Source organism: [Clostridium] aerotolerans DSM 5434 (assembly GCF_000687555.1).
Taxonomy (GTDB): Bacteria; Bacillota; Clostridia; order Lachnospirales; family Lachnospiraceae; genus Lacrimispora; species Lacrimispora aerotolerans.
Genome location: NZ_JHWJ01000017.1, coordinates 43,808 through 69,282 on the forward strand (window position 1 = coordinate 43,808; position 25,475 = coordinate 69,282).

Genomic DNA, 25,475 nt, shown 5'->3' on the forward strand with positions numbered 1-25,475 from the left:
TGTCAACTTAAAAGTTGTTAATGGTTTACAATGCGTTTCCCCTTAGAAAAAAAATTATAGAAAATATAAGTGTGAAATGGAAAAAATGGAAAAAATAACCACCATGTAACCAGGTTTTTATATACTTTAATTATTAATATAAAATTAAGATATTTGTCTGATAAATAATACCGTTTCTTATGGAATACGGGGAAGTGGAGGTATGATATGAAAAATATCAGAAGAAGAGCAAGCCGCTTAAAGAGAGCGGTTGCCTGGTTACTTACCGCTGCAATTGTAAGTGGTAATGTATCTCAGCTGGGAGCAATGACTTCATACGGGGCAGAGCGCAGCTTACATACGACCGCTACGCCATCAAGCGCAGATGTGGCGTCACCGTCAGAGGCAAATGCATCCGAGGCCAGAAAGGTGATTGATGTAACTGTCACCCAGTCAGCCATTTTAAAAGTACTTAAGAAAGATTCCGACCGCAGGCCGGAATTTAACGAAGACCAGGTTCCTTTTGAAGGGGAGCAGAAAGATCTTGTAATAGAAAAGATATATGAAGAGCTGGAGGGAAAAACTCTGATTCTTCAGAGAAAAGTGGGGAAAGCCATGTATCTGGTGGTGGTGTCCGACACTTTGGGGGGAGACCCATTTTCTGACTTTGACCCATCAGACAGAATCAGCCAGGAAGCAGCCCTAAAAAATGTCCAGGTGATTGGCATTAACGGATACAAAGACAGGGAGTGCCAGTTCAGGCTTAGAATCACTGGAGAAGACATGACTATTACGGATGCCTCCATCAGCGAGTTTGCTGTGGTGGGTGAGAATGAAACGGATCCAGATGGGTTAAAGTCTGTAAGCCCTGAACCCGTTAATTCCTCCGGTGGGGCCGGTTCAAATGCTTCTCAGACGGTTACAGGGGAAAACGGACAGGAACAAAGCGGCGAAACTGCCGGTGCGGGAACACAAAATACAGGAGCACAAAATACAGGAACACAAAATACGGAAATACAAAACTCGGAAACACAAGGTACAGAGACACAGAATACGGAAACGCAGAATACAGAAACGCAGAATACAGACACACAAGATACAGACGCACAAAACGCAGACACACAAGGCGCAAACACACAAAGCTCAAACACGCAAAATACGCAGACACAAGGTTCGGAAACTAAAAATAACGGAACAAAAAATAACGAAACGAATAACAGCAATTCAGAAGGCAGCGAAACAAAGAATACGGGAAATAAAAGCAACGTATCCAATTCCCATAAAACTGATTCAGAGAATCCTAAATCAGAAGCTGAAAAGGGAATTTCCAGTAATAATGAGTTGAAGCAGGGAAATGACTCTGGAAAACAAGCAGAGCGTCATGAGGCTGGAAAGGATTCTAACGAAGCAGCAGACAAGAGCGGACTTTCTGTATCCATTTCAAAGCATCAGCTCCCGGTTCTGTTTGAGTCTAAACCTGACATTGCCACAGCTTCTCAGGCTGAGGCAGATCCACAGGTGTTTGATGGAGCAGATATCATTTCTCTGGGTGACAGATCCTTATCTGATGAGGAGCGGGAATCTCTCATGGGATTAAAGGAAGAAACGTCTCTGTTTTCATTGTTTAAAGATACCACCTTTGATCTGGTGGTCAGAAGCTTTGGAATCACCACCTTAAGCTCCGAAATCAATAGTGAGGTTAAGCTGACACCTTATGAGACAGCGCTTTCCTATTACGGTCCGGATGCTGAGGATAAGAAGGACGTGGTGGAGCTTCATCTTAGCCAGAGCCAGTCAGGTGCTATTAAGGCCGGAATTATATACAGCTATACCTTGACCTACGCCATGCAGACTGCCCCTGTTTATGAGTATGCAGCCGGTGGAAAGCTCTCTCTGTTTGACCTATACGAGGATGCCAGAATAGAATTTACGGTTCCAGAAGGGATTCATTTAGAAGAAAAGGCTGGAAAGGTCACTCTGATATCTCAGGGGAACGGCCAAAGCGTTTATGAAATTCATGTAGGAAATGATAAGAGTGAAATTGTGCCTGGAAAGCTTGACAGCATCACCATCAATGCCTGGATCGACGGAAATGGAGAGCGGGCAGAAGGCGAAGCTTTTACACTGCCGGAAGACAGCGTGGTTTTCTATGCCAAGGTAAAGGTGGCAGACAAAACTGATAAAGAAAATATAACCTATCCAGGAAGCATTGAGACAACGACTTATGGGGAACAGCCGGAGGATACCTCCCTTCGTCTGGTTTCTGATGACAGCTGGCATATTAAAAAACGGGTTTATCCCAATGATAATTCCTATGTGGTGGTTCGGGATGATAACGGGACGCCACAGTATGTAGATATCACCTACCTCATTGAAGTAGGAATGAAGGGAAGCTCTGGTGACATCTCAAGGCAGCCGGGGGGAACCATTTATCAGACCTACGGGCGTACTGGATTTGAAAAGGATTCTTATAAGATTACAGACTCTCTGTCCATAAAGACTGAGGGAGCGCCGGAGGTCATGAAACCAATAAAAGTCACTGGAGTTTGGGCCGATGGATCAAAGCTTGATACCATAAGCCAGGAAGATGGTTCCATATCCATTTCCCAGTATAAGACCCAGGGGCAAAATGGAGCTGACCATATTTACGTATCGGATCAGGCACCGACCTACAGCTCTTATCTGATAACCGCCCGTTATCCTTATGAACCGTTCCTGTTAAAGTACAACGATTCCAGGATTTCTGATTCGTCTGTCTTTACCATAACCAACAAAGCCCAGCTGGAATATGCGAAGCTGGGAACAGGTACTGTGATTCGGGAAGATTCCCAGGCAGATGTTAAGATTCATGAGGTCAACCGTCCGGCAGTCATCCGCATTAAAAAGCAGATTGACGAAGGGGTAGGTACCGTTAAAGATTATGGTCTATCCATGGAACAGGAGTATCCTGGTATGGCTGGATTTCAGATTTATTCTCTGGATGGTTCTGGTAAGGAAACGCCTTATGAGAATTACACGGTCATTGATTCAAATGGGAAGAAAATAGATTCAAAGAGCATTTTAGTAAATCCATCCGTGGAACCGGGAGAAGAAGGAAGCTATGCAGCCTCTGACCGGGGATATATAGAGATTCAGGTCGATCCTGGCACCTATATCATCCGGGAAGATAAAATGCCTGCAGGCACTGCATTTGCCAGGGCGAAAGCAGGTGATAAGTCCTTCGTAACGGAAAACAACATAGAGTTTAGCTTAAAGGAAGGAGAACGGGAAGAAGTCACTGTGGTCAATGGGGTCATTGGAAAGGGTTCCATTGAGTTTTATAAAAAGGCCCAGATATGGGGAAATGAAGATACCAGTGAACCTCGTTTAACTGGCCTTGAAGGGGCGGAATTCTCCTTGCTTGAAAAGAAATCCGATGGTTCCTTTGCAGAGGTGAAAACAGTAAAATCCGACAGCAATGGATTTGTCCAGTTTAAGCCGGTATCACCTGGTGATTATGTTGTCCGGGAAAAAAGCGCCAATGGCTATATTCTTGATTCCAGGGACTATCCGGTCACTGTAAAGGCGGGAGAGATTTCACGTGTAACAGAAGGCGATAACACGATCATCAATACCTTAAATGAAGGCCGGGTGAACGTTACAAAGCTGGCTCAGAATAATGGCGGTTCTTATATTCCGGTTCCGTCAGGCTTTCAAGGTGATTTTAATGATAAGTTCTGGATTGAAAAATTTTCTGAAAGCAGTAAATGGGAAAAAGTGACCATTGGATCAAAGACTACCTATTCCCTTGACGGAAACAGCCGGTTTAATGTGAATCTCCCTGTGATGGGAAAGGATGGCCTTAAGGCGAAATATCGTCTGGTAGAGTTGGTACCAGATGGATATTCTAATGGAAATCGGCCAGAGGATGGCTTTACCCAGGAGACAATTTCTGGAAAGACCTATCTCTATAAAGAATTCACCCTGACTCCACTTAAAACAAATGAGCTGGAGGTAAAGAACAACAAGGGTGGAACCTTAAAGCTTAATAAAACGGTTTGGGCCATTAACAGCAATGGAACTTTAAATAAGAATGCTTCTAAACAGAATTACCGGTTTAAGCTTTATGCCTCAGAGAAAAATGGGGGAGGCCTTTTTGAAGTTAACAATGGAACCATTTATACTACAGATGGAAATGGAGCCATTACAATAAAAGGCCTTGATGTTACAAAGAAGTATTACTGGTATGAAGTGTCAACAGGTGCCCGTCTGGAATCGGATGACCCTGCAAAAATGATGGAAGCTTATATCGACGGCAGTAAGCAGCCGGTGATTGGACCCTTTGAGCTCAGCCGGGAGCAGGATACCAGTGTAAGCGCCTGTAATGTTCCTCAGAAGGTTCCTTACTGGTTCTATAAGTATGACATTACAGACAACAAAGCAAGCATCAGTGCTAAATTTAAAATCACCAGACAGGATAATGGCCAGCAAGTATATTCAGGAGCTATAACTCAGGGCGGAAAATATATTTTGCTGGATCCTGGCACCACATATGTGGTTGAGGAGACAGAAGCTCCTAAAAACTTTGTAAAAGAGGAAACCAGCACCATAACAACGCCAAATGGACCAGTGACAAAGAGCTTGCTGGATGGCTGGTTCTCCACCTCAAAACCCTTAAAAAAGATTTATAATAAGCCATTTAAAGAAGTCAGCTTAAAGAAGATTCTTCATCAGGCTGACGGTACCACCACAAGCAATGTTTCCGTATCCTTTGAGGCTTATACAAAGGATAATAACGGCTTTCACCAGGCAGTGCTCCCAAGCGGAAGCAATTCTTTGGTATCCAACCAATACCAGCCTGTGGCACCTGGGACATATTATTTTAAGGAATCCGTACCAGGTGGAATCATTAATCCACGTTTCCTTCTTTCCCAACAAGGAAATGGTATTTATAACGGATATGAAATTAGAGAATCTCAGATTTATTACGGTCCATTTACCATAACAGCAGCCTTAACATCAAACGAAAAGAAAATGGATCTTAATTTCAACGGCCAGCCTTTTGAAAACTATCAGAATCTTGGAAGAGTGAAGGTGACAAAAAAGGATGCCCTTAAGGATACGGTGGTAAAAGGTGCGGTCCTTGGTATCTTTAACCGGAATGAATTTAACGAAAATGACTGGGAAAACAGCATTCAAAAAGCCATTCAGCAAAAAACCAGCGATGGGAACGGTCAGGTAGTCTTTGACAGCAGTGCCTTAAGAATCTTTGATGACAACGGCAACAGAATCCCGTATGTTATTGCAGAGATATCACCGCCAGCTGGATATCTTCAGTCTTACCAGGTGCTTAACACCTATTTAAAGGAAGGAACGGTCATTACCACAGAAAATGGTGTAACAGGCGGGAATGAGCTTATCATTAAAAATGAACCTAAGCTTACCATACGGACTCAGAAGTACTGGCAGGATGGCTGGAATGACCAGTTTTATCCATATAACCGTGTCCTTGGCAATGTAAAGCTGGCTCTTTATAAGGTGAATGCTTCGAATCCTGGACTTGCGGATTACGTGAAAACAGAGACCACCAATCCTTATGATGGAATTGCCACCTTCCAGGAGATCAACCGGAATGATACGTATTATGTTGCAGAAGTAAAGGTGCCGGACAGACAGAAAACAGGTCTTTCCTTTGACCTTAACATGGGAGATAAAAGGCCCCTTCCACTGGAAAACGGGGAGCCAATAAAGACACTGAATGTAAGGGACTTAGAATCTCTCTACAATGCCGTCCGGTATACGGGAAAGGATTTAAATAATACCACAGATTCCCTGGTTCAAAACACCAGCCCCCTTTATAATTACCGGTCATGGGTTCAGTTTAACATATTAAAGGTCTGTGCCGGATTCTGGCCCAATGGAATCCCTCATTGGCAGGAGAAAGTAAATGGAGCCAAATTCACTCTTTATAAGATGCTTGATGATACCAAGTCTCTTGCGTCCATACAGTTAAAGGATTTGCAGGATAACAGCAGATTTGAAGCTGTGGATCATTACGAAAGCGGAACCAGAGTTGATCCAAAAACAGGAGCCAGGGCAGACGGTGAGTTTGATACCGCCATCCTGGAAGCAGGAAAGGTATACTGGCTGGTAGAGGATGAGGCAGCGGTGGGATACGTTCTGCCAAATGGTCCCCAGATCGTTGGTGTTTTCGTACCAAAGGATGGAGGGTATAGAGGCTGGGAGGCAATCCGCCACACCTATGAGAACGGCAGGAATAACCGTATTGCAAAAATCACCAACTTCCATGGGGATGGTCCTGGCGGACTTTCCCGGTATCATTTCCAGATATCCTTTAATAAATGGCTAAAGGATGAAACAAAAACAGGAGAGCCTACTCTTCTTGGAGGAGCAAAGTTCCAGATATGGCTCTTAGACCCGGAAACAAAAGAAAAGCTGATTCCTGTTGATGTGATTGAAACAGGACTGGAATCAGACGGAACCTATAAAACCGGCTATGGATTATCAAAAATCATCAACTTTGATACCTTAAAGAAAAAGCTGGAGGAACAGAATTTATACCGTGACGATTTATTTAAAGTGAATGAGGAGAAGCATCAGCTTCAGGCAGAGTTTGCCCTGGAAGAAATCTATGCTCCGTCCAAGGTCCGCCTTGACCCAACCCTTCATTATTTAACGGCTACGGTAGAAAAGGATAAGGATTATATTGATACCCAGTATTTCTGGGATAAGACAAAGGATAACAGCCACCGTCTCATGAATATTCTCTCCTCAGAATATCCGGTGACTCTTGTAAAATACGGTTATGTACCGGATACCAGTACGTTTGGAAAAACCGACGATGCTCTTGACGGCATGAACTTAACCAGAACCCCTCTTTCCGGAGTACAGATGGAGCTATGGAAGTATCAGTGGAAGGATACCGGATACGAATATGTGAAGCTTCAGACGTATACGACAGGAAGTGACGGACGCGTAGTGGTTCCAGGAGGGCTATCATCCGGCCATTACCGGATCAGGGAGATTCTTCCTGGTAAGCTTACTGGCACTTATATCAACATGTACAATGGGCAGGCCGGGCTTTACCGTTATTTTACGGTAGGAAGCTCACCCCTTACGGTAAATGTATATAACCCGGAAAAACCAAACCTTACCATTGAAAAGACTACCTGGAACGGGGAAAAGCCGGATGGCCTTAGTGGAATGGGCTTTACCATTAAAAAAGACAATGGGGCAACGGTAAATGCCACTGTGAAAAAGGAGGAGGATGGCAGATTCATTGCCAGGTTTACTGGACTTGAAAGCGGCCCCTATACCTTACTGAAGGAAGATTTAAGTAATAGTGCTTCCCAGATGGTTACAGGCAGCTATTTTGAACCTCAGAGGTTTTATGTAGGCTACTCACCAAAAGCAGATGGGGAACAGGTGGCTTTATGGCCGGAAGATGGCAGTGTAACAGGAAACATATCCACCTTAAGTGTTAAAAATCCAAGGCTCTCTGACCTTACCATCCGAAAAACGGATGGAGAAACAGGAATCAGTGATTCCAGCTTAAAGGGTGCCTCCTTCCATTTGGAATACATGAAGTTCCGGTCAGGAATTGACTATTCCCAGGGACAGCTATCCAATGTGGAGGACCCCGGCTATCAAAATCCGGATCAGGGCTTTAGCCAGGCAGCAGGTACGCTCATAGACCAGAGCGACGGTTCCTATGTGTTAAAGAACTGTGAACCAGGCTGGTATCGGATCACGGAGGATAAGGCACCAGAAGGCTATACAAAAGAAACAAAGCCTGTGGTGGTGGCAGTGACTGGAGACATGGGGGCTGCCTATAAGCATACAGAAGTTTCCATTGCCAACAGAAAAAAAGCAGAGCTTACCATTGTAAAGAATCTGGAGTTTGGAGAAGGCTTCCTTAAAGATGGAAACTTAGAAGAAAAGCTTCCGGCTCAGATTGTGTTTGATGTTTACACCTATTATAACAATGGATACCATCAGGTGCTTGATGAAACCGGAACACCAGTTCAGGTTAAAATCAACCAGTTTACAGCAAAAGACGGTTATTATACCGGAAGTCAGACAGTATTACTCCCTCAGAATCCGGAAGGAGGTGCCTATTACTTAAAGGAGCAGGAGCAGCCAGACTGGAGCATTTCTAAGGAGAATGGGATCGATAATGGAACTCTTTTTGGAGATGGATACTTCCAGGCAGGAGGAGGAGCTGATTTCACCTCAAAGAATCCTGTCTCAGTGACCGTAAAGAACCAGTATGCAAAAGCAAAGGTATTGTTAACAAAGGTAAATGGAGATGATCCGTCAAAGAAACTGACCGGAGGAAGCTTCCAGCTATATGCAGACCCTGAATTTAAAAATAAAGTAGGAGATTTTGCAGAAGTCGGTCAAAGCGGTATCTATGAGATTATCTTCTCCACAAAGCTTTACCATGACGGACAGTATTACATCAAGGAAGCAAGCGCACCAGCCGGTTACATTGGCATAACAACTGCCTATCCGGAAGGAGGACTTCTTGCAGAAACAGGAAAGACAACAGAAGTCACCATGCCCAATAAGAGCGGTGTAGACTTAAAAATTACAAAGTTAAGCGGTATGGGAGATACAGAAACATTAAAGCCCGGCATTACCTTTGAGCTTTATAAAAAGTCTTCTTCCGGAGTATGGAACTACGTGACCACTGGTGTTACAGACAAGAATGGAGCCCTTTCTTTCCTTGGGCTTTCCATGGAACCGTCGGAGTCTTATGCCGTTTATGAGACAGAGGAGAGGGACCATGGGTTCTTAAAGTATCAGATGGATACCTTCGAAGGAAGCAAAGGACTGATTAAGCCCATTCTTACAGATGTAAACAAGAATGGCGAGACAATCAACAGCCTGGAGCTTTATGTACTGGCGGATGAAAACACGGTCCTGCCAGGGGTATATGAGTTCAAAGCCCATAACCAGGAGGCACTGCCTCTTAAAGTATTTAAAAATGATATTAACAGACAGGATAACCCGGATTCTTCTGTGAGTGCCGTAATAAAGGTAACAGATAAGAAAACCGGGAAACAGGTGGGAGACCAGATTTCTGTTCCTTATGGTGAAACCGGAACCAGCATACTGCTTCTTCCCGGAACGTATGAGGTAGAAGAAACAGAGGTTCAGGAAAATCAGAAGGGCTATATCATAAACCGAGATGATGACAGAACCGTTTTAAAGAAAGAGGTGACCATAGAAAAGGGAAAAACACCTGAAGCCCTTGAATTTACCAACGTTAAGCAGAAAACAGAGCTGGCCATGGAAAAAACATCGCTTACCACTTCTTTAAAGGATTTATGGTGGAACGATGGCCAGACCGTAATGTATACCCTGACTACCCGTGTTACAAACACCATTCCACTTGATGGGTTCGTGATAAAGGACCGGGGGCTTACCATGCTAAACGGCGGAAAGAGTGTTCTCCCTGAATCTGAATATACCAATGAAAAGTACACCATAACTTCCATAAAGCTGGGGAAATCTACGGAACAGAACCGGATTAAGGGAGCAAAAACAGGAACCATTATGGCGGATGTGACCTTCTATGATTTTAAGGGCAGCCAGGTGGGAAGCGTTCAAAGCGTAAAGGTATCCGGTGATGGTGAAATCGCCCTGATCCGTCCGGTTAGCGGAAAGAATGTGAAGTCCTTCCAGATCAGCTACCGGGATGATACCTTAAAGAATTCAACCGACCATAAATACCTCCTGGGTCAGGATTTCACACCGGGAAGTGTGGAGGTTACGGCTAAGCTGTTCCGGCAGGATGCAAAACTGTCTGACGGCAGCTATAAGGAAGAGATCAAGTATATCAATAACCAGGCAGATGCAGTAATGAGCTACCGGGAATGGGATAGCAAAGGCACATTAAGCCAGGAAACAAAAAAGAAAGAGCAGACTTCTTTCGTAAACATTCCGATTACCCAAAGCAAGGCACCTGTCATAACCGCGGAGAAGAATGTCACTCCTATCAGGGAGGTTCAGGCAAATGACATTTTAACCTACACTCTCACTGTGAAAAATGTGACGAAAAGCAATGATCCTGACATCGTCCCATTAAGAAAACCGGTACTCATCGACCATATACCGGAAGGGGTCACTGTTTCAGGAGAATCCGAAGGAGAAGACCGAATCTTAAAGGCAGTCCGTATTGTAAGTGGGCCTTCCGGAGTTGGAATTGAAAAGACCGTGAAAAAGGTGGATGCCCATACCGGGCAGGAGACGCTGTTTATACTTCTGAACGGAGAGCTAAAGCAGAATGAACGGGTTACCGTTGAGGTTCAGGCTAAGGTTGCAGGAAATATTGTCAGCTATGGAAAGAATATTTTAAATAAGCTTTATGTCACCAGTGATGTGCTTCAGCCCCCATTTTCCTTAAATAAGACAGGTGCCTCCTTTATGGTGGAAACCAATTCAGGGGATCAGTGGCCAAGTGCCGACTTACCAGGGGGCGTTCTTCTACCAGATGAAAAATACCGCTCTTACGGGTACGTATCCGATTCTGCAGAAAACTTCATGAGCACTGGAACAGGACTCAGGCTTTTTAAGGAGGTCAAAGGTAACTTAGATACCAGATTCGTGTCAGGCACCACAGCAGGAAGGACGGCAAAGACCATTGATGGAGACGGCGATTCTTCGAATGATGGTTCTGTATTATACCGCTTGACCATTAACAATGATTCCACGACCAACTACGTCTCCAAGCTGCAGCTTATGGATATTCTTCCAACCAAGGGAGATCTAAATGCAGACAGCAACAACCGTTTGAGTGACTACAGGCTGAAATTTGAAAACATCCAGTCCATTTCCATTGAAAATCAAAAGGATGAAAGCAATCCAGGACGAAAGATTGAGGACTTTAATTACCAGCTGTCTTATTCCAATGAACCATTTGACAATAAAAATACGGTGAAGACAGCTAAAAATGGAGTCTTAAATGACAATAGCAATGGTTTCTGGTCTGGCAGCAGCAGCGATCCATCTGCGTTCCGGTTAAAGATCACTGACAATGACTTTTACCTGGCCCCAGGGGAGAACCTGGTAATCGTATACAAAACAACGGTGCCGTATACAACGGCAAAGGAGCTGGAAGAAGTCGCTTATGGTTATGCGGTAAATGATTTCGCACTTACCTACAGCTATAGGGAAGGCGGTCCGACTGGAAATGAGAAGGCAACCGGGCAGATTCAAAACAGCAACGCTCCACAGGTACTCTTAGTGCCTGGAGATGTAAAGGTGTCCGGCCGTATCTTTATTGATGAAAACAACAGCGGACTACAAAATAAGAATCCTGAAAAGGATCATCTGCTTACGGATCTTCTGCCCGTTCTGACATCTGGCTATTTTAATGTAGGCCTGATTAAGTACAGTAAGAACGGAGACGATGAGGTGGCCGGGGCAGCAGGCCCAGATGCCAGATTTACCTTTGGAGGACTGACTCCTGCCAAACCCTTTGGAATCCTGGGAACCCAATTTACCCAGGCAGAAGAAAGCAGCTGGTATCAAAACCAGGCGTTAAATGTATCAAAGCTAAAGGGAGATGATCCGGCTCACTACAGGATCCGGGTGACCACAGGTGCAATGCCGGCTGGGTTTGAAGACCTGATATTAAAACTATCAAAACCATTTATGACATCAAATGGGGAGAATGGAGAGGCTGGAAGATCCAGACTGCCCTCATCCTTAAAGGAGGACGGAAGCAATTACGCGGAGAGCCTTGACAGCAATTTTAAGGAGGGAAAAGCGGGTTACGCATCCGAAGACTTCTTCTTATGGTCCACCTCCGGGGAGTATGATACCACCAAGGATATCGGCTTTGTGCCATACCGCAATGTAAAGGTGAAAAAGACGGATTCCTATGGAAATCCAGTGGAGGGCGTGCACTTTAGCGTTTATGGGCCATTTACCAATGAAGAGCTGGCTGAGCTTGAAAGGACCGGAATTACAGATGTGAAGGTGCTAGGTGCTCCCGCAGCAGAAGGAAATACGGCTTTAAAAGACGAGGAGGCCCTCTTCCAGGCAGGAGACTTATTCTATTACCGAAACTACATCATTGCGGAAGACGGGGCGCCTGAGGGGTATGAGATGGAGCGTGCCACATCCTCGGATATGGAGCTTATGAAATCCTATCAGGTAGCAAATCAGAAAGCTTGGGTTCTTAGAAGCAAGGAATTTAAGACAGAGGAGAACCCGATCCCAAGCGTTGTTATGGTTAAGAATGCCTATAAAAATGGATCACTCACCTTTAATAAGATCGATGAGGCCACTGGAAAAGGATTATCCGGAGCCGCATTCCTGTTAAAGAAACAGGATGACGTGCCGGAATTTGCTTGGAAGGCATTTACAGCCGCTGTGATAGAAAGCCAGAATGCAATGGGAGTGGCTAAGGCAGAAGAAACAGACCAGGGACTGGAATTTGAAACACTGACGGGAGCTGTTGCCCTGACAGGAATTCCGTATGGCTCCTACACCTTATCAGAAATCCGGGTGCCGGAAGGCTATGACATCACAAAGAAAGTGAAAGATCTGGACTTTAAGATCACAAGGGATGGGCAGGAAGTAACACTTCCTGAAATCTCTGACAACAAGATCACCAATGCAAGGACCGGTTACAGTCTGACCTTGCGAAAGACTGATAACTCAGGCAACCAACAGGTAGAGGGCATATCCTTTGCCATCGAAGGACCTGGAACGTACGAGAGTAAATCCTGGATTCCATTTTCCAGGGACCGTCTCGTGATTAAGGATAGTACGAATACCGGATATGAGGTGAAAGAAACGGATCAGGAAGGGCTTATTACCTGGAATCTTCCTTATGGAGATTATCAGATTAAGGAGCTTACCAAGGAGGGGTATGAATCCATAGAACCCTTCTATGTGAGAATTGCCGCCAATGGAGACGTTTCCATTCTGGGCTCTGATATAAGAAAAGAGCTTACCCTTCTAAATTCCAAGCAGAAGGAAATCAACCTGTCCGTAGAAAATACCATAAAGACAGCACCTCTTGCCACCCAAAAGCTGGATGGGGAAACGCATCAGTCTGTAGCTGGCGCAGAATTTGAGATTAGGGGAACCTCCCTGATTCCGGGAGCATTTAAGGCCTACCAAAAGCATATTACAGGTCTTGGAGTGTCTCATGTGATATCAGGAGAAGACGAGGGCGGACTCTTTATCCGTTATCAGGTGACCGGTGATGATTTAAAAGGAACCGGAACTCTGACTCAGATTCCTTATGGAAGCTACACGCTACAGGAAACAAAGTCACCCGATGGCTATATTCTTGAGCCGGGTAAGGAGTGGAGAAAAGAATTCAAGCTGGAAAGCCCTGAGGGTCTAAGCCTGACAGGGGAAGATGGAATTGTAAATGAACCTCATGTATTAAAGATTGAAAAGCAGGATGAGTTCACGAAAAAAGTTCTATCTGGTGCGGAATTTACCCTGATTACACAAGATGGATGGTATGTGAGCCTTAATGAAGCCCTCTCATTTGTTGGTGTAAAACAAAATGAGGATAGCACCACCAGATTTATTACGGGAGAGGACGGAACGGTCACAATTAAGCGTCTGCCACCAGGAGAATACACCTTAAAGGAAACAAAAGCCCCAGCCAATTATTCACTGGCGGGTGATACAAAAATTACGGTACTATCATCCGGCAACCGGGAAACAGTGGTGATATATGATGTGAGAAGCGAGGCCAGAATCAGGCTGTTAAAGACGGCTGCCCACGACCATGATATGAAGCTTTCAGGGGCAGTCTTTGAAATCTACTCTGACCCGGATTTAAAAACATTAAAAGGTACGATTACCACTGGAACCGATGGAGCCGGCGAATCAGATATGCTGCCCCTTGGCACCTATTATGTTACAGAAAAAGGAGCCCCGGACGGTTATGAACGAAGTGACAACATCTATCCTGTCACCTTAAAGGAAGACAGTGAGGCAGTCACGGTACTTTCAGACGGAAATGATTTCATTATCAATCATTATGGTACCGGAGCACTTGTATTTGATAAGACAGATAAAGAGACTGGTGAGAAGTTAAAAGAAGCCCGGTTCTCTGTATCGGAAAAGAAGACCCAGGTAGAGGGAGCGTGGAATGACTTTATCTCCATTTTGGAAAAACAGAGTCAGGATGACCTTCTTTCTATGGGAATCAGTGATTTAACGGCAGAAGAAGGTAAGCTTCAGTTTACAGCGGTTGACGGTCATGTATCCTTAAAAGGACTTCCTTTTGGAACGTATACCTTGAAAGAGGAGAGAGCACCGGAAGGTTATTTAAGCTTAAGCGGAAAGACAGAGATTGATTTTACCCTGTCAGATGCCAAACGGGAAGCCGATTTAGGAAATAACAATATCATTGTAAATGAGCGGGCAGAATTTGAAATCCAGATAAAGAAAGTGGATAATCTGGGACGGAACATCAGCGGAATGCAATTTCGCATTCTGGGACCGGGAAAATACGAAGACGGAGGACTCCTTTCTCTGTTTGGCGCAGAACGGTTCCACTCAGACGATGACTCAGGAACCGGAATATTCACCACCGGGGAAGACGGAATCATAAAGCTGGGCTTAAAGCATGGAGATTATCAATTAAAAGAAATTGCCACAGACCGGTACGATTCCATGGAGCCCTTCTATATCCGGGTGAATAAGGATGGAACTATAACCGTGTTAAAAAATCCAGACGGAAAGGTTTCCGTACCTAGCGAAAAGCCGTCAGAACTGCTTGTGACCAATCAGATCAGCACCGGAAGAATGGAGCTTGAAAAGGTAGATAGCGAGGAAAAGACAATCCGGCTTAATGGAGCAGAATTTACCCTTACCAGTTTGGAAACTCTGGTGCCGGGTGCCTGGGACAGCTACAGAAATCTGGCTGCGTCTCAGGGAGCTGTCTGGGATAAGAACGGGGTAAAGGGAAATACCATTACCTTCACCCTTCAGGGCAAGGGTTCCATTGAGAACCTGCCTTACGGAACCTATCGGCTGACAGAAACAAAAGCCCCGAACGGCTATGTTCTTGGGACCCAGCCATGGACCAGTGAGTTTACCATTGGAAGCAGCCAAAAAGAGATTCTCTATACCACCTCCGGCCTGTTAACAAAGACGGAAGGACCAGTGGAAAATATGCCGTCAGCCATTACCGTAATAAAAACCAATGCAGTATTGGCAGATCTAAGGCTTAAGGGAGCTGAGTTCCAGCTAAAGGCATCAGATGGCAGATATGTCATGCTGTATCAGGGATCATTTTCCGGCTATACACCGGATAAAGCGGCTGCCGGAACCATTGTTACAGGGGATGACGGACAGTTTATGGTAAAGCGGCTTCCAATGGATACCTATACCTTTATAGAAACAAAGGCGCCTTCCGGTTACTACATTAACAATAACATACCGCCTGTAACCTTAGACGGTATCAATCGTTTCACCATTTCCATTCAAGATGAGAGGATAAGCAGCAGCGGAGGAAGGGACGACGGAGGCAGTGCAAGCCCAACCAGTCCAACCGTCACCATTGTGCCCGATCCCGTGCCGCTGGCTAATCTTCCTACCAATGAGAGTGCAGATCAGCTCATACAGGTGGATGACGGAAACGTACCACTTGCAAGGCTTCCAAAGACAGGAGAACGTAAAAATAATGCAGGAAATGTAATGGTGACTCTGTCGGGATTTATGTTGGCTCTCTATGCAGCGCTTACGAAAAAGAAAAAGGAAAAGGAGAATAATTAAGCAAAACCTGTTCTTGACTTTATTAAATTAACTTGCTATAATTTCTTTCAAGCAGTGAACAGGCAAAGGGGCCGGAACTATGAGAGTTCTGGCCTCTTTTTGCCTTTTTTTGGAAACTTCATTTTATTAAGCTGTCGAAGTATATAATAATCCAAGGAGGAAAGAAAATTATGTCATACGTGGATGAGGTCTATGACAGAGTCGTGAAACAGAACCCAGGGGAGGCAGAATTCCATCAGGCGGTAAAAGAGGTACTTGATTCTCTAAGACTGGTGATTGATGCCAATGAAGAGAAGTATCGTAAGATGGGATTATTGGAGCGTGTTGTTGAACCGGAGAGAATCATATCCTTCCGTGTGCCGTGGGTTGACGACCAAGGAAATGTACAGGTAAACAAAGGATACCGCGTTCAGTTCAACAGCGCAATCGGTCCCTACAAAGGAGGTCTGCGCCTTCATCCATCGGTAAATCAGGGCATTTTAAAGTTCTTGGGCTTTGAACAGGTTTTTAAAAATTCTTTAACCGGTCTTCCAATTGGAGGGGGAAAAGGTGGTTCCAACTTTGATCCCAAAGGAAAATCTGACCGTGAGGTCATGGCGTTCTGCCAGAGTTTCATGACCGAATTATCCAAATACATAGGAGCAGATCAGGATGTCCCAGCCGGAGATATCGGCGTTGGAGCAAGAGAGATCGGTTTCCTCTACGGACAGTATAAGAGACTGACCGGTCTATATGAAGGCGTTCTTACAGGAAAAGGACTGAACTATGGCGGTTCCCTGGTACGTACACAGGCAACTGGATACGGATTAGTCTACATTCTTGATGAGATGCTTAAGCACAATGGAAAAGACTTAAAGGGTAAGAGCGTGGTCATTTCCGGTTCCGGAAACGTAGCGATCTATGCAGCAGAGAAGGCAGAGCAGCTGGGAGCCGTAGTGGTTGCTTTAAGCGATTCCAGCGGCTATATTTACGATAAAGACGGAATTAACCTTGATCTGGTAAAAGAGATAAAGGAAGTACGCAGAGGACGCATTAAGGAATATACGGATGTGGTTAAGACTGCCGTATTTACAGAAGGAAAAGGCATCTGGACCATCCCCTGTGACATCGCTCTGCCATGTGCGACACAGAATGAGCTTGACTTAGAGGATGCAAAGACATTAAAGAAGAATGGCTGCTTTGCAGTTGCAGAAGGAGCTAACATGCCTTCTACCAGAGAAGCCACTGATTTCTTCCTTGATAATGAAATGTACTTCATGCCAGGTAAGGCTGCCAACGCCGGCGGTGTTGCGACCTCAGCTCTTGAGATGTCTCAGAACAGCCAGAGACTTTCCTGGACCTTTGAAGAGGTGGATGAAAAGCTTCATCAGATTATGGTGAACATCTACCAGAAGGCAGCAGATGCCGCTGAGCGCTATGGCGTAAAGGGCAATTACGTGGCAGGAGCCAATATCGCAGGCTTTGAAAAGGTAGTAGATGCCATGATGGCTCAGGGAATTGTTTAATCCCGTCATCCAAAAAATTTTACTGGAAATGTGAATGGTTTTGGTATATAATAAGCGATAAGACTTGAGGCGGAGTGTTCTTCGCCTTATTGTTTTCCTGAAAATTATCTTAGTAAAACAGAAAGCAGGTGATGATTCTATGCACAAATTCCTAAGAACCATTGGTTTTAGCCTTTATGAGAAGGACCGGGACATAGAGAAACTACTGGATCAGCTCTGTGAAGACTTATCCGATTTAAAACGGATTCAGATTGACGAAGAATCCAATTTATGTGAGCTTCGCAAGGAAGTGGCACCAGGAATGGGGATTGCCATTTTCGGAGAGATGGACCGGGAAGGCCATTTTTGCAGAAGCTACTATTATCCTTATTTAAAAACCAGTGACATGACATCATACGTGCCCTGTTCCATACAGCGTCATACGGAGCGGGAGACTTATGCCGGTCTTTTGGATGAATATAAAGTTGGTATATCCCTGATTTTTTATATAGACAATACCCTTGAATGCAGAGAGCGGATGATAGATCATCACTCCATGGATACGAAAGACACATGTCTTTCTGGTCTGTCCGTCAGCGGAAAGATCCTTCTTCCCATTCAAAAAACGGAGATTCAGAGAGAAAAAGCAAGAGTTGCGGCCAAAGACCGGAACACTCTTTTAGAGGCTGCGAAAAATGGGGATGAGGATGCCATGGAAACCCTGACCATAGAAGATATTGATTTATATTCCCAGGCTTCCAGAAGGGCCATGAAGGAAGACCTTTATTCCATCATTGATTCCTGCTTTATGCCTTGCGGTGTGGAATGCGATCAGTACTCCATTATCGGCGAGATCATAAAGATTGAGGAAAAGAAAAATAAGATTACAGAAGAAGAGGTCTATGACTTTACCTTAGAGTGCAGCGACTTGATTTTCCACGTTGGCATTGCCAAAAAGGATCTGGTAGGAACCCCTGAGATCGGACGCCGGTTCAAAGGACAGATCTGGATGCAGGGTGTGGTGAATTTTAAGGAGAAAGTAGAATAATAGAAGTTATGTCTTGACGAAAAGGACAAATGTTAATATAATAATTAGTGCACTGTGTGGCAGCATCTGCTGTGATACAGGGATGTTTCCGTAGCTCAGCTGGATAGAGCGACCGCCTCCTAAGCGGTAGGCCGGGTGTTCAAATCACCTCGGGAACGTAATGAAAAGCCGGAACCTGGTTTAAGGGTTTCGGCTTTTCTTTTACTAGGAGACCTAAAGGGCCTTAAGGAAGGATTATACTCTCAATTGTAGAGAGCATTTCCTGCCAGGAGACTCCGTTTGTTAATTGAACAGAATAGAAGTAACCAGCTGACTGCCAGGTTGCCAGGAAGCATTGAGTTTCATTTCCCTTTAAGGTAATCTCTTCACCGCTTATCTTTACTTTCTTTCCAACGGAATAATCGTTATAATCCCCGCTATTATCTTCACTGCCCTTTGATATTCTATAGGTAAGAGAGTTGTCTAATCCCATGTACTCAATCTGTGCCAAATCATTTCCGTATGAGGTATACTGAACTTCCTCAGCTTCAAATGGCAAAGTTTTTATTTCTTTAATAGAAAATCCCATTACTTTTGATAGTTTGTCAATGGTGTTAAATTCTCTGATATCAGGGGATACCTGTAACGGTGGTTCTACTAAGTCATTTATTTTATTGTGAGCAATAAGGGAACCTGCAACCAGAATAATCAAGCAGGCGGCTACTGAAAGGTACTTTTTATATACTGGAAAAAATATTAATTTTGATGGCTTTTTATTATCATTCCAATGGTTGATATTATCCATGATTCGAAACTTCATTTCTTCTGTCATCTGAATATGTTCCATAATCTGATCATATTTATTCTTCAAAGTCATATACCTCCCTTAATGTATCTTTCAGTTTGCTTCTTGCTCTTAAGAGCAAGGAACGAACGGTTGCTTCCTTCTTTGATAACATTGCCGCAATTTCCGCGGTTGAGTAGCCCTCATAATAAAAAAGATGGATGACTTCGCTGTATTTTAATGGCATCTGTTTCACTGCATCCCATACAAATGACAAATCATCGGTTTCGTTTGTCAGTAATTCATCTCTAAGCTCATCGGTTTTGCGTGTATTGAAATAGGTTAGCTTATTTTTACTCTTGTTGATTGCAACTCTGAACATCCATGCTTTCTCATGTTCAGCCGTTTCAAATTCAGGCTGAGTTTTTAGAAATTGAATTAGGGTGTCCTGCAGAATATCTTCCGCATCGTCCATATTGTGAAGATAAGAATAAGCCAGTCGTAAAACACTGTTACCGTAACATGTTAACAATCGCTCCGCCTGATGATTAATCTGCGAAGGGGAAGCTGTGCTCTGAGTGGGACGGAGTCTTTTTCCTGTCTCTGCCTCAAAGGTAGATATCAGGAAGCAAAGCAGTTTGCAGATTATGTTTTTTGTACCATAAGTACCAATCAAAAATTTGTTTTGTATTCTATGTGCTGCAGCCATTCGGCTCCCTCCTTGCATTGCAATGCACGGCAGAGAATCCCTGCCGTGCCGCCATGTTCCTTTTTCTTACAGGGATCAGTGAATGTTTTCCACCATATCCTTGATTACGTCAGTATCAACACCGGTTGTCTCTGGTTGGAAGGAGATGGAGTAAGAATAATCCCCATCAGTCCATGTGGCTACATTTACTTTTCCGTTGCTTCCTTTTGTTTCAACCGTAACGCCGTTAATAGTGATGCTCTGATTTTCCGGGTAGTTGTTATAATCCCCGCTGATATCTTCCTTTCCTACTGCTTTTCGAATTAATAATTCATCATCCCCATTTTCATAAAAGACCTGAATCAACTTATCCTTAATGGCCTGAATTAGTTTTATGGAATAGCCTTCAGGCAGATTCTTGGGCAAACTCATGGTAAACCCTGCCAGCTTTTCAGCTTCTTCCATGGTATTACAGTCAATTAAAGGGCTTGGCATACCAATATTTTCACTGATAACAGCCTTGTCATTTTCTTGGGTGGTAGATTCTTGGGCATTAGGAGCCTTTTTGCAGGCAGTGAAAGACAGGACGATAGCTGTACTTAAAAAGATAATCATAATTTTTTTCATAATAACATTCCTTTCTCTGTAGAGGCATTTAAAACTTGTAGAAACAGTTGGTTCTGTATGGGATACAAATGAGACATATATTATGTTGCAAAAAAATATAAAATCTTTAAAATAATTCATTTAAAGCTTTATATCCATTATAATTGATTCCATTATTAGTATGTACTTTTTCTTCTTAAGTATATTTTTTATGTATCATCATTCTTTTATTACATTTCAGAAAATACATGCAATGAAAAACCGGATAGAAGATTATTTTGTTTCTTCAGAGGGTAGCTTGTGAATACTGTGGAACTTCCATATCTTATACATAAATTTATACAATTATAAGGATCGTCCCGTTTGAGATAACTTTTTTTATTTCAAATAAACGAACCATGGAAGAAAAGAAGGAATAGAATAAACCAAAAGATATAGAGAATTGATATTATGGGATATTATGTTACGGTACAAGACAATGTGAATATTTACGTAGAAGATTTAAACCCGGACTGCAAGGATACTATCTTGTTCCTTCATGGCTGGCCGGGAAGTCATAAACTGTTCGAGTATCAGTTTAATGTGTTGCCAAGCATGGGATTTCGGTGTATAGGAATAGATACCAGAGGGTTCGGAGATTCGGATAAACCGTTTTGCGGATACGATTACAACCGTCTGGCAGATGACGTGAAATGTGTCATTGATGCTCTGGGACTTAAGGATATTACATTATTGGGACACTCCACAGGAGGTGCCATAGCCATACGCTATATGGCAAGACATAACCAGTACGGTGTTTCCAGGCTGGTTTTGGCAGCAGCAGCGGCTCCCAGCCTGATCAAACGTCCTGATTTTCCTTATGGAGCGGATAAGGAAACGATCTTAAATATGATTCAGGAAACTTATGAGGATCGTCCTAACATGCTCAACAGCTTTGGTAACCTTTTCTTTTTCAAGCTGGTTACCTATCCATTTTCTCAGTGGTTCTTTCAGCTTGGCCTACAGGCCGCGGGATGGGCTACGGCAGCCATTGAAAAGACCTGGATTGAGGAAGTTCTGTTTCAGGATTTAAATGAAATCACGGTTCCTACCTTAATCATTCATGGAATTCATGATAAGGTGGTTCCCTTTGAATTAGGTGAGATTCAAAATCAGTGTATTAAAAGTTCCACTTTACTGCCTTTTGAGTTCAGTGGTCATGCATCTTTTTATGATCAGAAGGATGAATTCAATAAGGTTCTTGCAGATTTCGCAAAAGGAAAATGTTAAGAATATAGAAAAAGCAAAGGGGCAGTGGGGGTGCTCCTTTGCTTTTTTACGTGTTATAGATGTGATAAAATATCATAATCTTCTGAGCTTATGGTAAACCATTGGCGAATGAGTGCTATGCCTCGCTCCGTATCGGCATTTGCAGAGACGATATGAAAACAGTTCTGTTCTACATAGCAACGGAAGCTTTCTTTTGGTATCTCTGCAGCAAAAGCTTCCTGCTCTGCGTCTCTCCAGACGCGGCTGAAAGGCTTTTCCATGGTAAGACGGTAAATCATGTCCTCGTGCTCCAGAATTCTTATCTGGCAGCCGTATTCCGCCTGTTTGTCCTTTAAAAGGGTTAAGAGATCAGGGTCCATAAAAACATATTGCTCCCTCCGTGGAAGGCGGCCTTTCTTGATGGATAGAACGTGTGAACCACCGGCAAAAATACCACCGGAAAGCAGGGGGAAAAGAAAGTTAAAATTCCTGGCTGCTTCCTTATAAGGCTGAGAGGTAATGAGATAAAGAGGCGCTGACTCCTTAAGCTCCTTAAGCTTTAAAAGATAGCTGGAATCTTCCTCTTCGAACTGGGAAACTGGAATCTCATCCCCTGGTATAAAAAAGGCTCGAATCCGTTTCGGAATCCGAAACAAAGGAAATTTTCCAAAAATCTCACATGGTTCCTCATTCGTCTCCATACCTTGTTCCTGAAAGCGCTGCTCAAAATTTTTTGAGCCTTCCACTTTAAAATAGGGATCAATGGAGCGAAAGGAGAGTTCTTCCTCCTGGGAATAGGTGATTCCAAATTCCTCTAAGGATTCAATGAATACATGGATTTCCATGGACAGGCGGCTTCGAAGCTGGCGGATCGCTTCCAGGCTTTCAGGGTCACCAGGTGTGCCTACAGAGAATGAAATATTTTCTTTTATCAGTCTCTGGCATTGCTGCAGAAATTTTGTCAGGGTTATCTTTTCCGGATAGAACATGGCGCAGAGCCTGAGCTTTTCTCTGTGCCCTCCGGAGGCATCAAAGGCTTTTAAGCTTTTGGTAATAGAACAGGTAAGATCCCAGCAGGTGCCCACCGCCTCTATGGCTTCCAGATTGCTGATGCGCCCCATGCCGTTCCAGTAGTAAGGCTTTAAAAGAGCCTGACTGTCTGGAAGTATAAATAAAGCTTTGGGACATTCTTCCTTTGTCTTGTAGATTAAGCCGACTAAAAACTCCAGAAACTGCTTTTCATCTTCTTCCAGTCCTGTTTCAGCTATATTAGACCCCTTGAAAAACGTGATTTCAGCATTCATGATATTCGGCACCTCCTCCTAGTGTTGGCTTCAAAACAGATTTTGAGGTAAATCCGAATGTGGAATGCTCTTTGCTGCATTGTGGATAAGCTTCTTCAAATGTGGTATAACAGTGCATAACTAAAAAAACTCCTTGTCTTACGAAAATAGGTTGAAAAACTAGTATAAAGAGCTGGGAGACTTCAAGAGACCATTTGGTAACATTTATACCCTTTTATTACATAATGATAGCATATTAAGTAACGGATTCCTAGAGAAAAAATGAAAACATCTTAAGCTTATGCATAAATTTAGCCTTAAAGTTTCCAAATTTTCCAAAATGAGCTATAATAGAAGCAGTATGATTACGAGTTAAGAAAGAAGAGGATATTTATGAACGGTAAAAAGTTGTTATCAGCAGTTCTTGCTGCAGTTTTGGCGTCAGGCCTATGTTCTATGCCTGCTATGGCAGCTTCCAGAAAGAAAATTATGGAAGTAAAAATGACGGTAACAGCCCAGATTAAGCCCGGGGACTCCATTTCTAAACAGGAGGCGGAGGTCACCGTGAACAATAGCCGGGTAGGCGTTGGAGACTTAGAGTTCATCAATGATGGATTTCAGTGGTACGAGGGAGACGTACCCAAGATGGAGGTCAAGCTTTATGCAGACGAAGGCTATTATTTTGCCACAGATGAAAAAGGCATTCTTGTAACCGGCGGTACCTATGTAAAGCAGAGGAGGGAAGATTTAAGCCGTACTCTTACGGTAACCATTGACCTTCCAAAGGTGGGGGAGTATTCCCAGACCATTACAAGCGCAGAGTGGGGGAACGGCAATCTTGCCTCCTGGTCAAAGACAGGGGGAACAGAGAGCTATGAAGTAAATCTCTACCGGGATGGGAAAAGCGTCAGTGATACCGTCAACATAAAAGGGAACAGCGTTGATTTCACCTATGCCATGGGAAAACCGGGCACTTATACGTATCAGGTACGTCCGGTAAGTGATATTAGTCCAGAGCAAAAGGGAGAATGGGTGGAGTCCTCCTCTAAATATATTGATTCAGCGACTGCGGAGAAAAACTATAATGCTTCGGGTGCCCATGGTGACTGGAGTCAGAATCAGAATGGCTGGTGGTTCACCTATGATACCGGCGGTTATCCGGTGAATCAGTGGGAACGGATCAATGGAGCGTGGTACTATTTCAACGAAAAAGGATACATGGCTACCGGTTGGATATCCTGGAAAGGAAAGCAGTATTACTGTGATCCTAAAAGTGGAGCCATGGTAACCAGTACAACCACGCCTGACGGCGCTAAAGTGGGATCTGACGGGGCGAGAATTTCTTAAGATTTGATTGAAACAAGAAGGGGCTGCATAAATTGCAGTCCGTCTTTTTGACTGATAAGGAACTGGTGTTCCTCTGAAAAATACTTGTAGGATGAATGATTCTATCATATAATAGCACGAAGGAGCAGATGGGAATGACAGAAAAGATGGCAGGAAAATTTTACAAACGTGTGCTTCTGGCTGTAATCATAATGATCAGCTTAATGATGACTGGCTGTGCCGGAATAGAGGTTTCTACCGGACCGGACAAAAGCGTTACAAAGGGGCAGCAAAGCGGCTCAGATTTAAAGGTACATTTTATTGATGTAGGCCAGGGTGATAGCGCTCTCATTGAGAAAGACGGTCACTATATGCTGATTGATGCAGGAGAGCGGGACCAGGGACAGACGGTAGTTTCCTACTTAAAGGATCAGGGAGTAGAAAAGCTGGATTACGTCATTGGAACGCACCCTCACTCCGATCATATCGGTGGGTTAGAGACGGTGATCCGCGCCTTTCCAGTTGAAAAGATAATTATGCCGGAAAAAGCTCATACCACCAAACTGTACGAACATTTACTCAATACCATTGAAGAGAAAAAACTAAAAATCACTCTCCCAAAACCAGGAGCGGTTTATGAATTAGGAGGAGCTTCTTTTCAGATACTTGGGCCTGACAGGGATTATGGAGATGATTTAAATAACTGGTCTGTGGGAATCCGTCTTGATTACGGCTCAAACAGCTTTGTTCTTTGCGGCGATGCAGAAAAAGGTGCGGAGGAAGATATGATGGCTAATGGTCTTTCTCTGAAAGCGGATGTGCTAAAGCTTTCCCACCATGGCAGCTCCACTTCTTCATCAGGTCCGTTTCTGGACCGGGTGAACCCGGAATATGCAGTAATTTCCTGCGGAAAAAACAATGATTACGGTCATCCTCATAAAGAAACCCTGGAAGCCTTAAAAAAACGAAATATTAAAGCTTTCAGAACGGATCAGTCAGGAACCATAGTTGCGGTCAGTGATGGATCAAAGATTACGTTTCCGGGGCAGAATATAAAGAATGAGAACGTTTCCCATACAGAGAATGAAAAAAACGCTTCCCAGACAGGGGAGTACGTGATAAATACCAATACAAAGAAATTTCATCTCCCAGACTGCAGTCTGGCAGCTTCCATAAAAGCAGAAAACAAAAAGACAATGGAAGGAACAAGGGATGAACTGATCCAAATGGGCTATGAGCCCTGTAAAAGCTGTAAGCCTTAGTTGTGGGGGCAGAAAGGGGAATGGCT

At 43.8% G+C, this 25,475-nt stretch carries 10 protein-coding genes and 1 tRNA gene; 7 read left to right on the forward strand and 4 right to left on the reverse strand.

The window, feature by feature from the left end; translation table 11 throughout:
• The first annotated feature begins 207 nt into the window (after window positions 1–207).
• From T546_RS0119285 to T546_RS0119300, 4 genes are all read left to right on the forward strand, one after another.
• Window positions 208–15,741: a doubled motif LPXTG anchor domain-containing protein gene (locus T546_RS0119285; protein WP_026893038.1), complete on the forward strand. Its 15,534-nt coding sequence runs from the start codon at window positions 208–210 to the stop codon at window positions 15,739–15,741.
• A 170-nt stretch (window positions 15,742–15,911) separates the two neighbouring features.
• Window positions 15,912–17,246: an NADP-specific glutamate dehydrogenase gene (gdhA, locus tag T546_RS0119290; protein ID WP_026893039.1), complete on the forward strand. Its 1,335-nt coding sequence runs from the start codon at window positions 15,912–15,914 to the stop codon at window positions 17,244–17,246.
• 139 nt (window positions 17,247–17,385) lie between these two features.
• Entirely contained in the window at window positions 17,386–18,273 is an 888-nt protein-coding gene (locus T546_RS0119295) for a DUF3881 family protein (RefSeq protein WP_026893040.1), read from the forward strand.
• A gap of 84 nt (window positions 18,274–18,357) precedes the next feature.
• Window positions 18,358–18,431, forward strand: a tRNA-Arg gene (locus tag T546_RS0119300).
• A 65-nt stretch (window positions 18,432–18,496) separates the two neighbouring features.
• On the opposite strand, the gene T546_RS0119305 is transcribed toward T546_RS0119300, so the two are convergent.
• The 3 genes from T546_RS0119305 to T546_RS0119315 form a co-directional block, all read right to left on the reverse strand.
• The gene (locus T546_RS0119305; protein ID WP_156951375.1) at window positions 18,497–19,084 is read right to left on the reverse strand and encodes a hypothetical protein; all 588 of its coding nucleotides are present in this window, start codon (window positions 19,082–19,084) and stop codon (window positions 18,497–18,499) included.
• A gap of 28 nt (window positions 19,085–19,112) precedes the next feature.
• Entirely contained in the window at window positions 19,113–19,745 is a 633-nt protein-coding gene (locus T546_RS0119310; protein WP_084326538.1) for an RNA polymerase sigma factor, read from the reverse strand.
• 75 nt (window positions 19,746–19,820) lie between these two features.
• Window positions 19,821–20,351, reverse strand: coding sequence for a DUF4367 domain-containing protein (locus T546_RS0119315; protein ID WP_026893043.1), 531 nt, complete (start codon window positions 20,349–20,351; stop codon window positions 19,821–19,823).
• Between the two features lie 429 nt (window positions 20,352–20,780).
• On the opposite strand from T546_RS0119315, the gene T546_RS0119320 reads away from it, so the two are divergent.
• Window positions 20,781–21,599: an alpha/beta fold hydrolase gene (locus tag T546_RS0119320; RefSeq protein WP_026893044.1), complete on the forward strand. Its 819-nt coding sequence runs from the start codon at window positions 20,781–20,783 to the stop codon at window positions 21,597–21,599.
• 53 nt (window positions 21,600–21,652) lie between these two features.
• On the opposite strand, the gene T546_RS24795 is transcribed toward T546_RS0119320, so the two are convergent.
• The gene (locus T546_RS24795; protein WP_051629985.1) at window positions 21,653–22,882 is read right to left on the reverse strand and encodes a hypothetical protein; all 1,230 of its coding nucleotides are present in this window, start codon (window positions 22,880–22,882) and stop codon (window positions 21,653–21,655) included.
• 372 nt (window positions 22,883–23,254) lie between these two features.
• On the opposite strand from T546_RS24795, the gene T546_RS0119335 reads away from it, so the two are divergent.
• Entirely contained in the window at window positions 23,255–24,208 is a 954-nt protein-coding gene (locus T546_RS0119335) for a cell wall-binding protein (RefSeq protein WP_026893045.1), read from the forward strand.
• A 146-nt stretch (window positions 24,209–24,354) separates the two neighbouring features.
• On the forward strand, window positions 24,355–25,449 hold the full coding sequence (locus T546_RS0119340) for a ComEC/Rec2 family competence protein (RefSeq protein WP_456300580.1): 1,095 nt from the start codon (window positions 24,355–24,357) through the stop codon (window positions 25,447–25,449).
• Window positions 25,450–25,475: the final 26 nt, after the last annotated feature.

What these genes read in the sequence shown, in the direction of transcription:
- gdhA (WP_026893039.1), top strand. Translation starts at nt 15,912, where the DNA reads ATGTCATACGTGGATGAGGTCTATGACAGAGTCGTGAAACAGAACCCA.
- T546_RS0119315 (WP_026893043.1), bottom strand. Translation starts at nt 20,351, where the DNA reads ATGAAAAAAATTATGATTATCTTTTTAAGTACAGCTATCGTCCTGTCT.
- T546_RS0119285 (WP_026893038.1), top strand. Translation starts at nt 208, where the DNA reads ATGAAAAATATCAGAAGAAGAGCAAGCCGCTTAAAGAGAGCGGTTGCC.
- T546_RS0119295 (WP_026893040.1), top strand. Translation starts at nt 17,386, where the DNA reads ATGCACAAATTCCTAAGAACCATTGGTTTTAGCCTTTATGAGAAGGAC.
- T546_RS0119335 (WP_026893045.1), top strand. Translation starts at nt 23,255, where the DNA reads ATGAACGGTAAAAAGTTGTTATCAGCAGTTCTTGCTGCAGTTTTGGCG.
- T546_RS0119320 (WP_026893044.1), top strand. Translation starts at nt 20,781, where the DNA reads ATGGGATATTATGTTACGGTACAAGACAATGTGAATATTTACGTAGAA.
- T546_RS24795 (WP_051629985.1), bottom strand. Translation starts at nt 22,882, where the DNA reads ATGAATGCTGAAATCACGTTTTTCAAGGGGTCTAATATAGCTGAAACA.
- T546_RS0119305 (WP_156951375.1), bottom strand. Translation starts at nt 19,084, where the DNA reads ATGACAGAAGAAATGAAGTTTCGAATCATGGATAATATCAACCATTGG.
- T546_RS0119310 (WP_084326538.1), bottom strand. Translation starts at nt 19,745, where the DNA reads ATGGCTGCAGCACATAGAATACAAAACAAATTTTTGATTGGTACTTAT.
- T546_RS0119340 (WP_456300580.1), top strand. Translation starts at nt 24,355, where the DNA reads ATGGCAGGAAAATTTTACAAACGTGTGCTTCTGGCTGTAATCATAATG.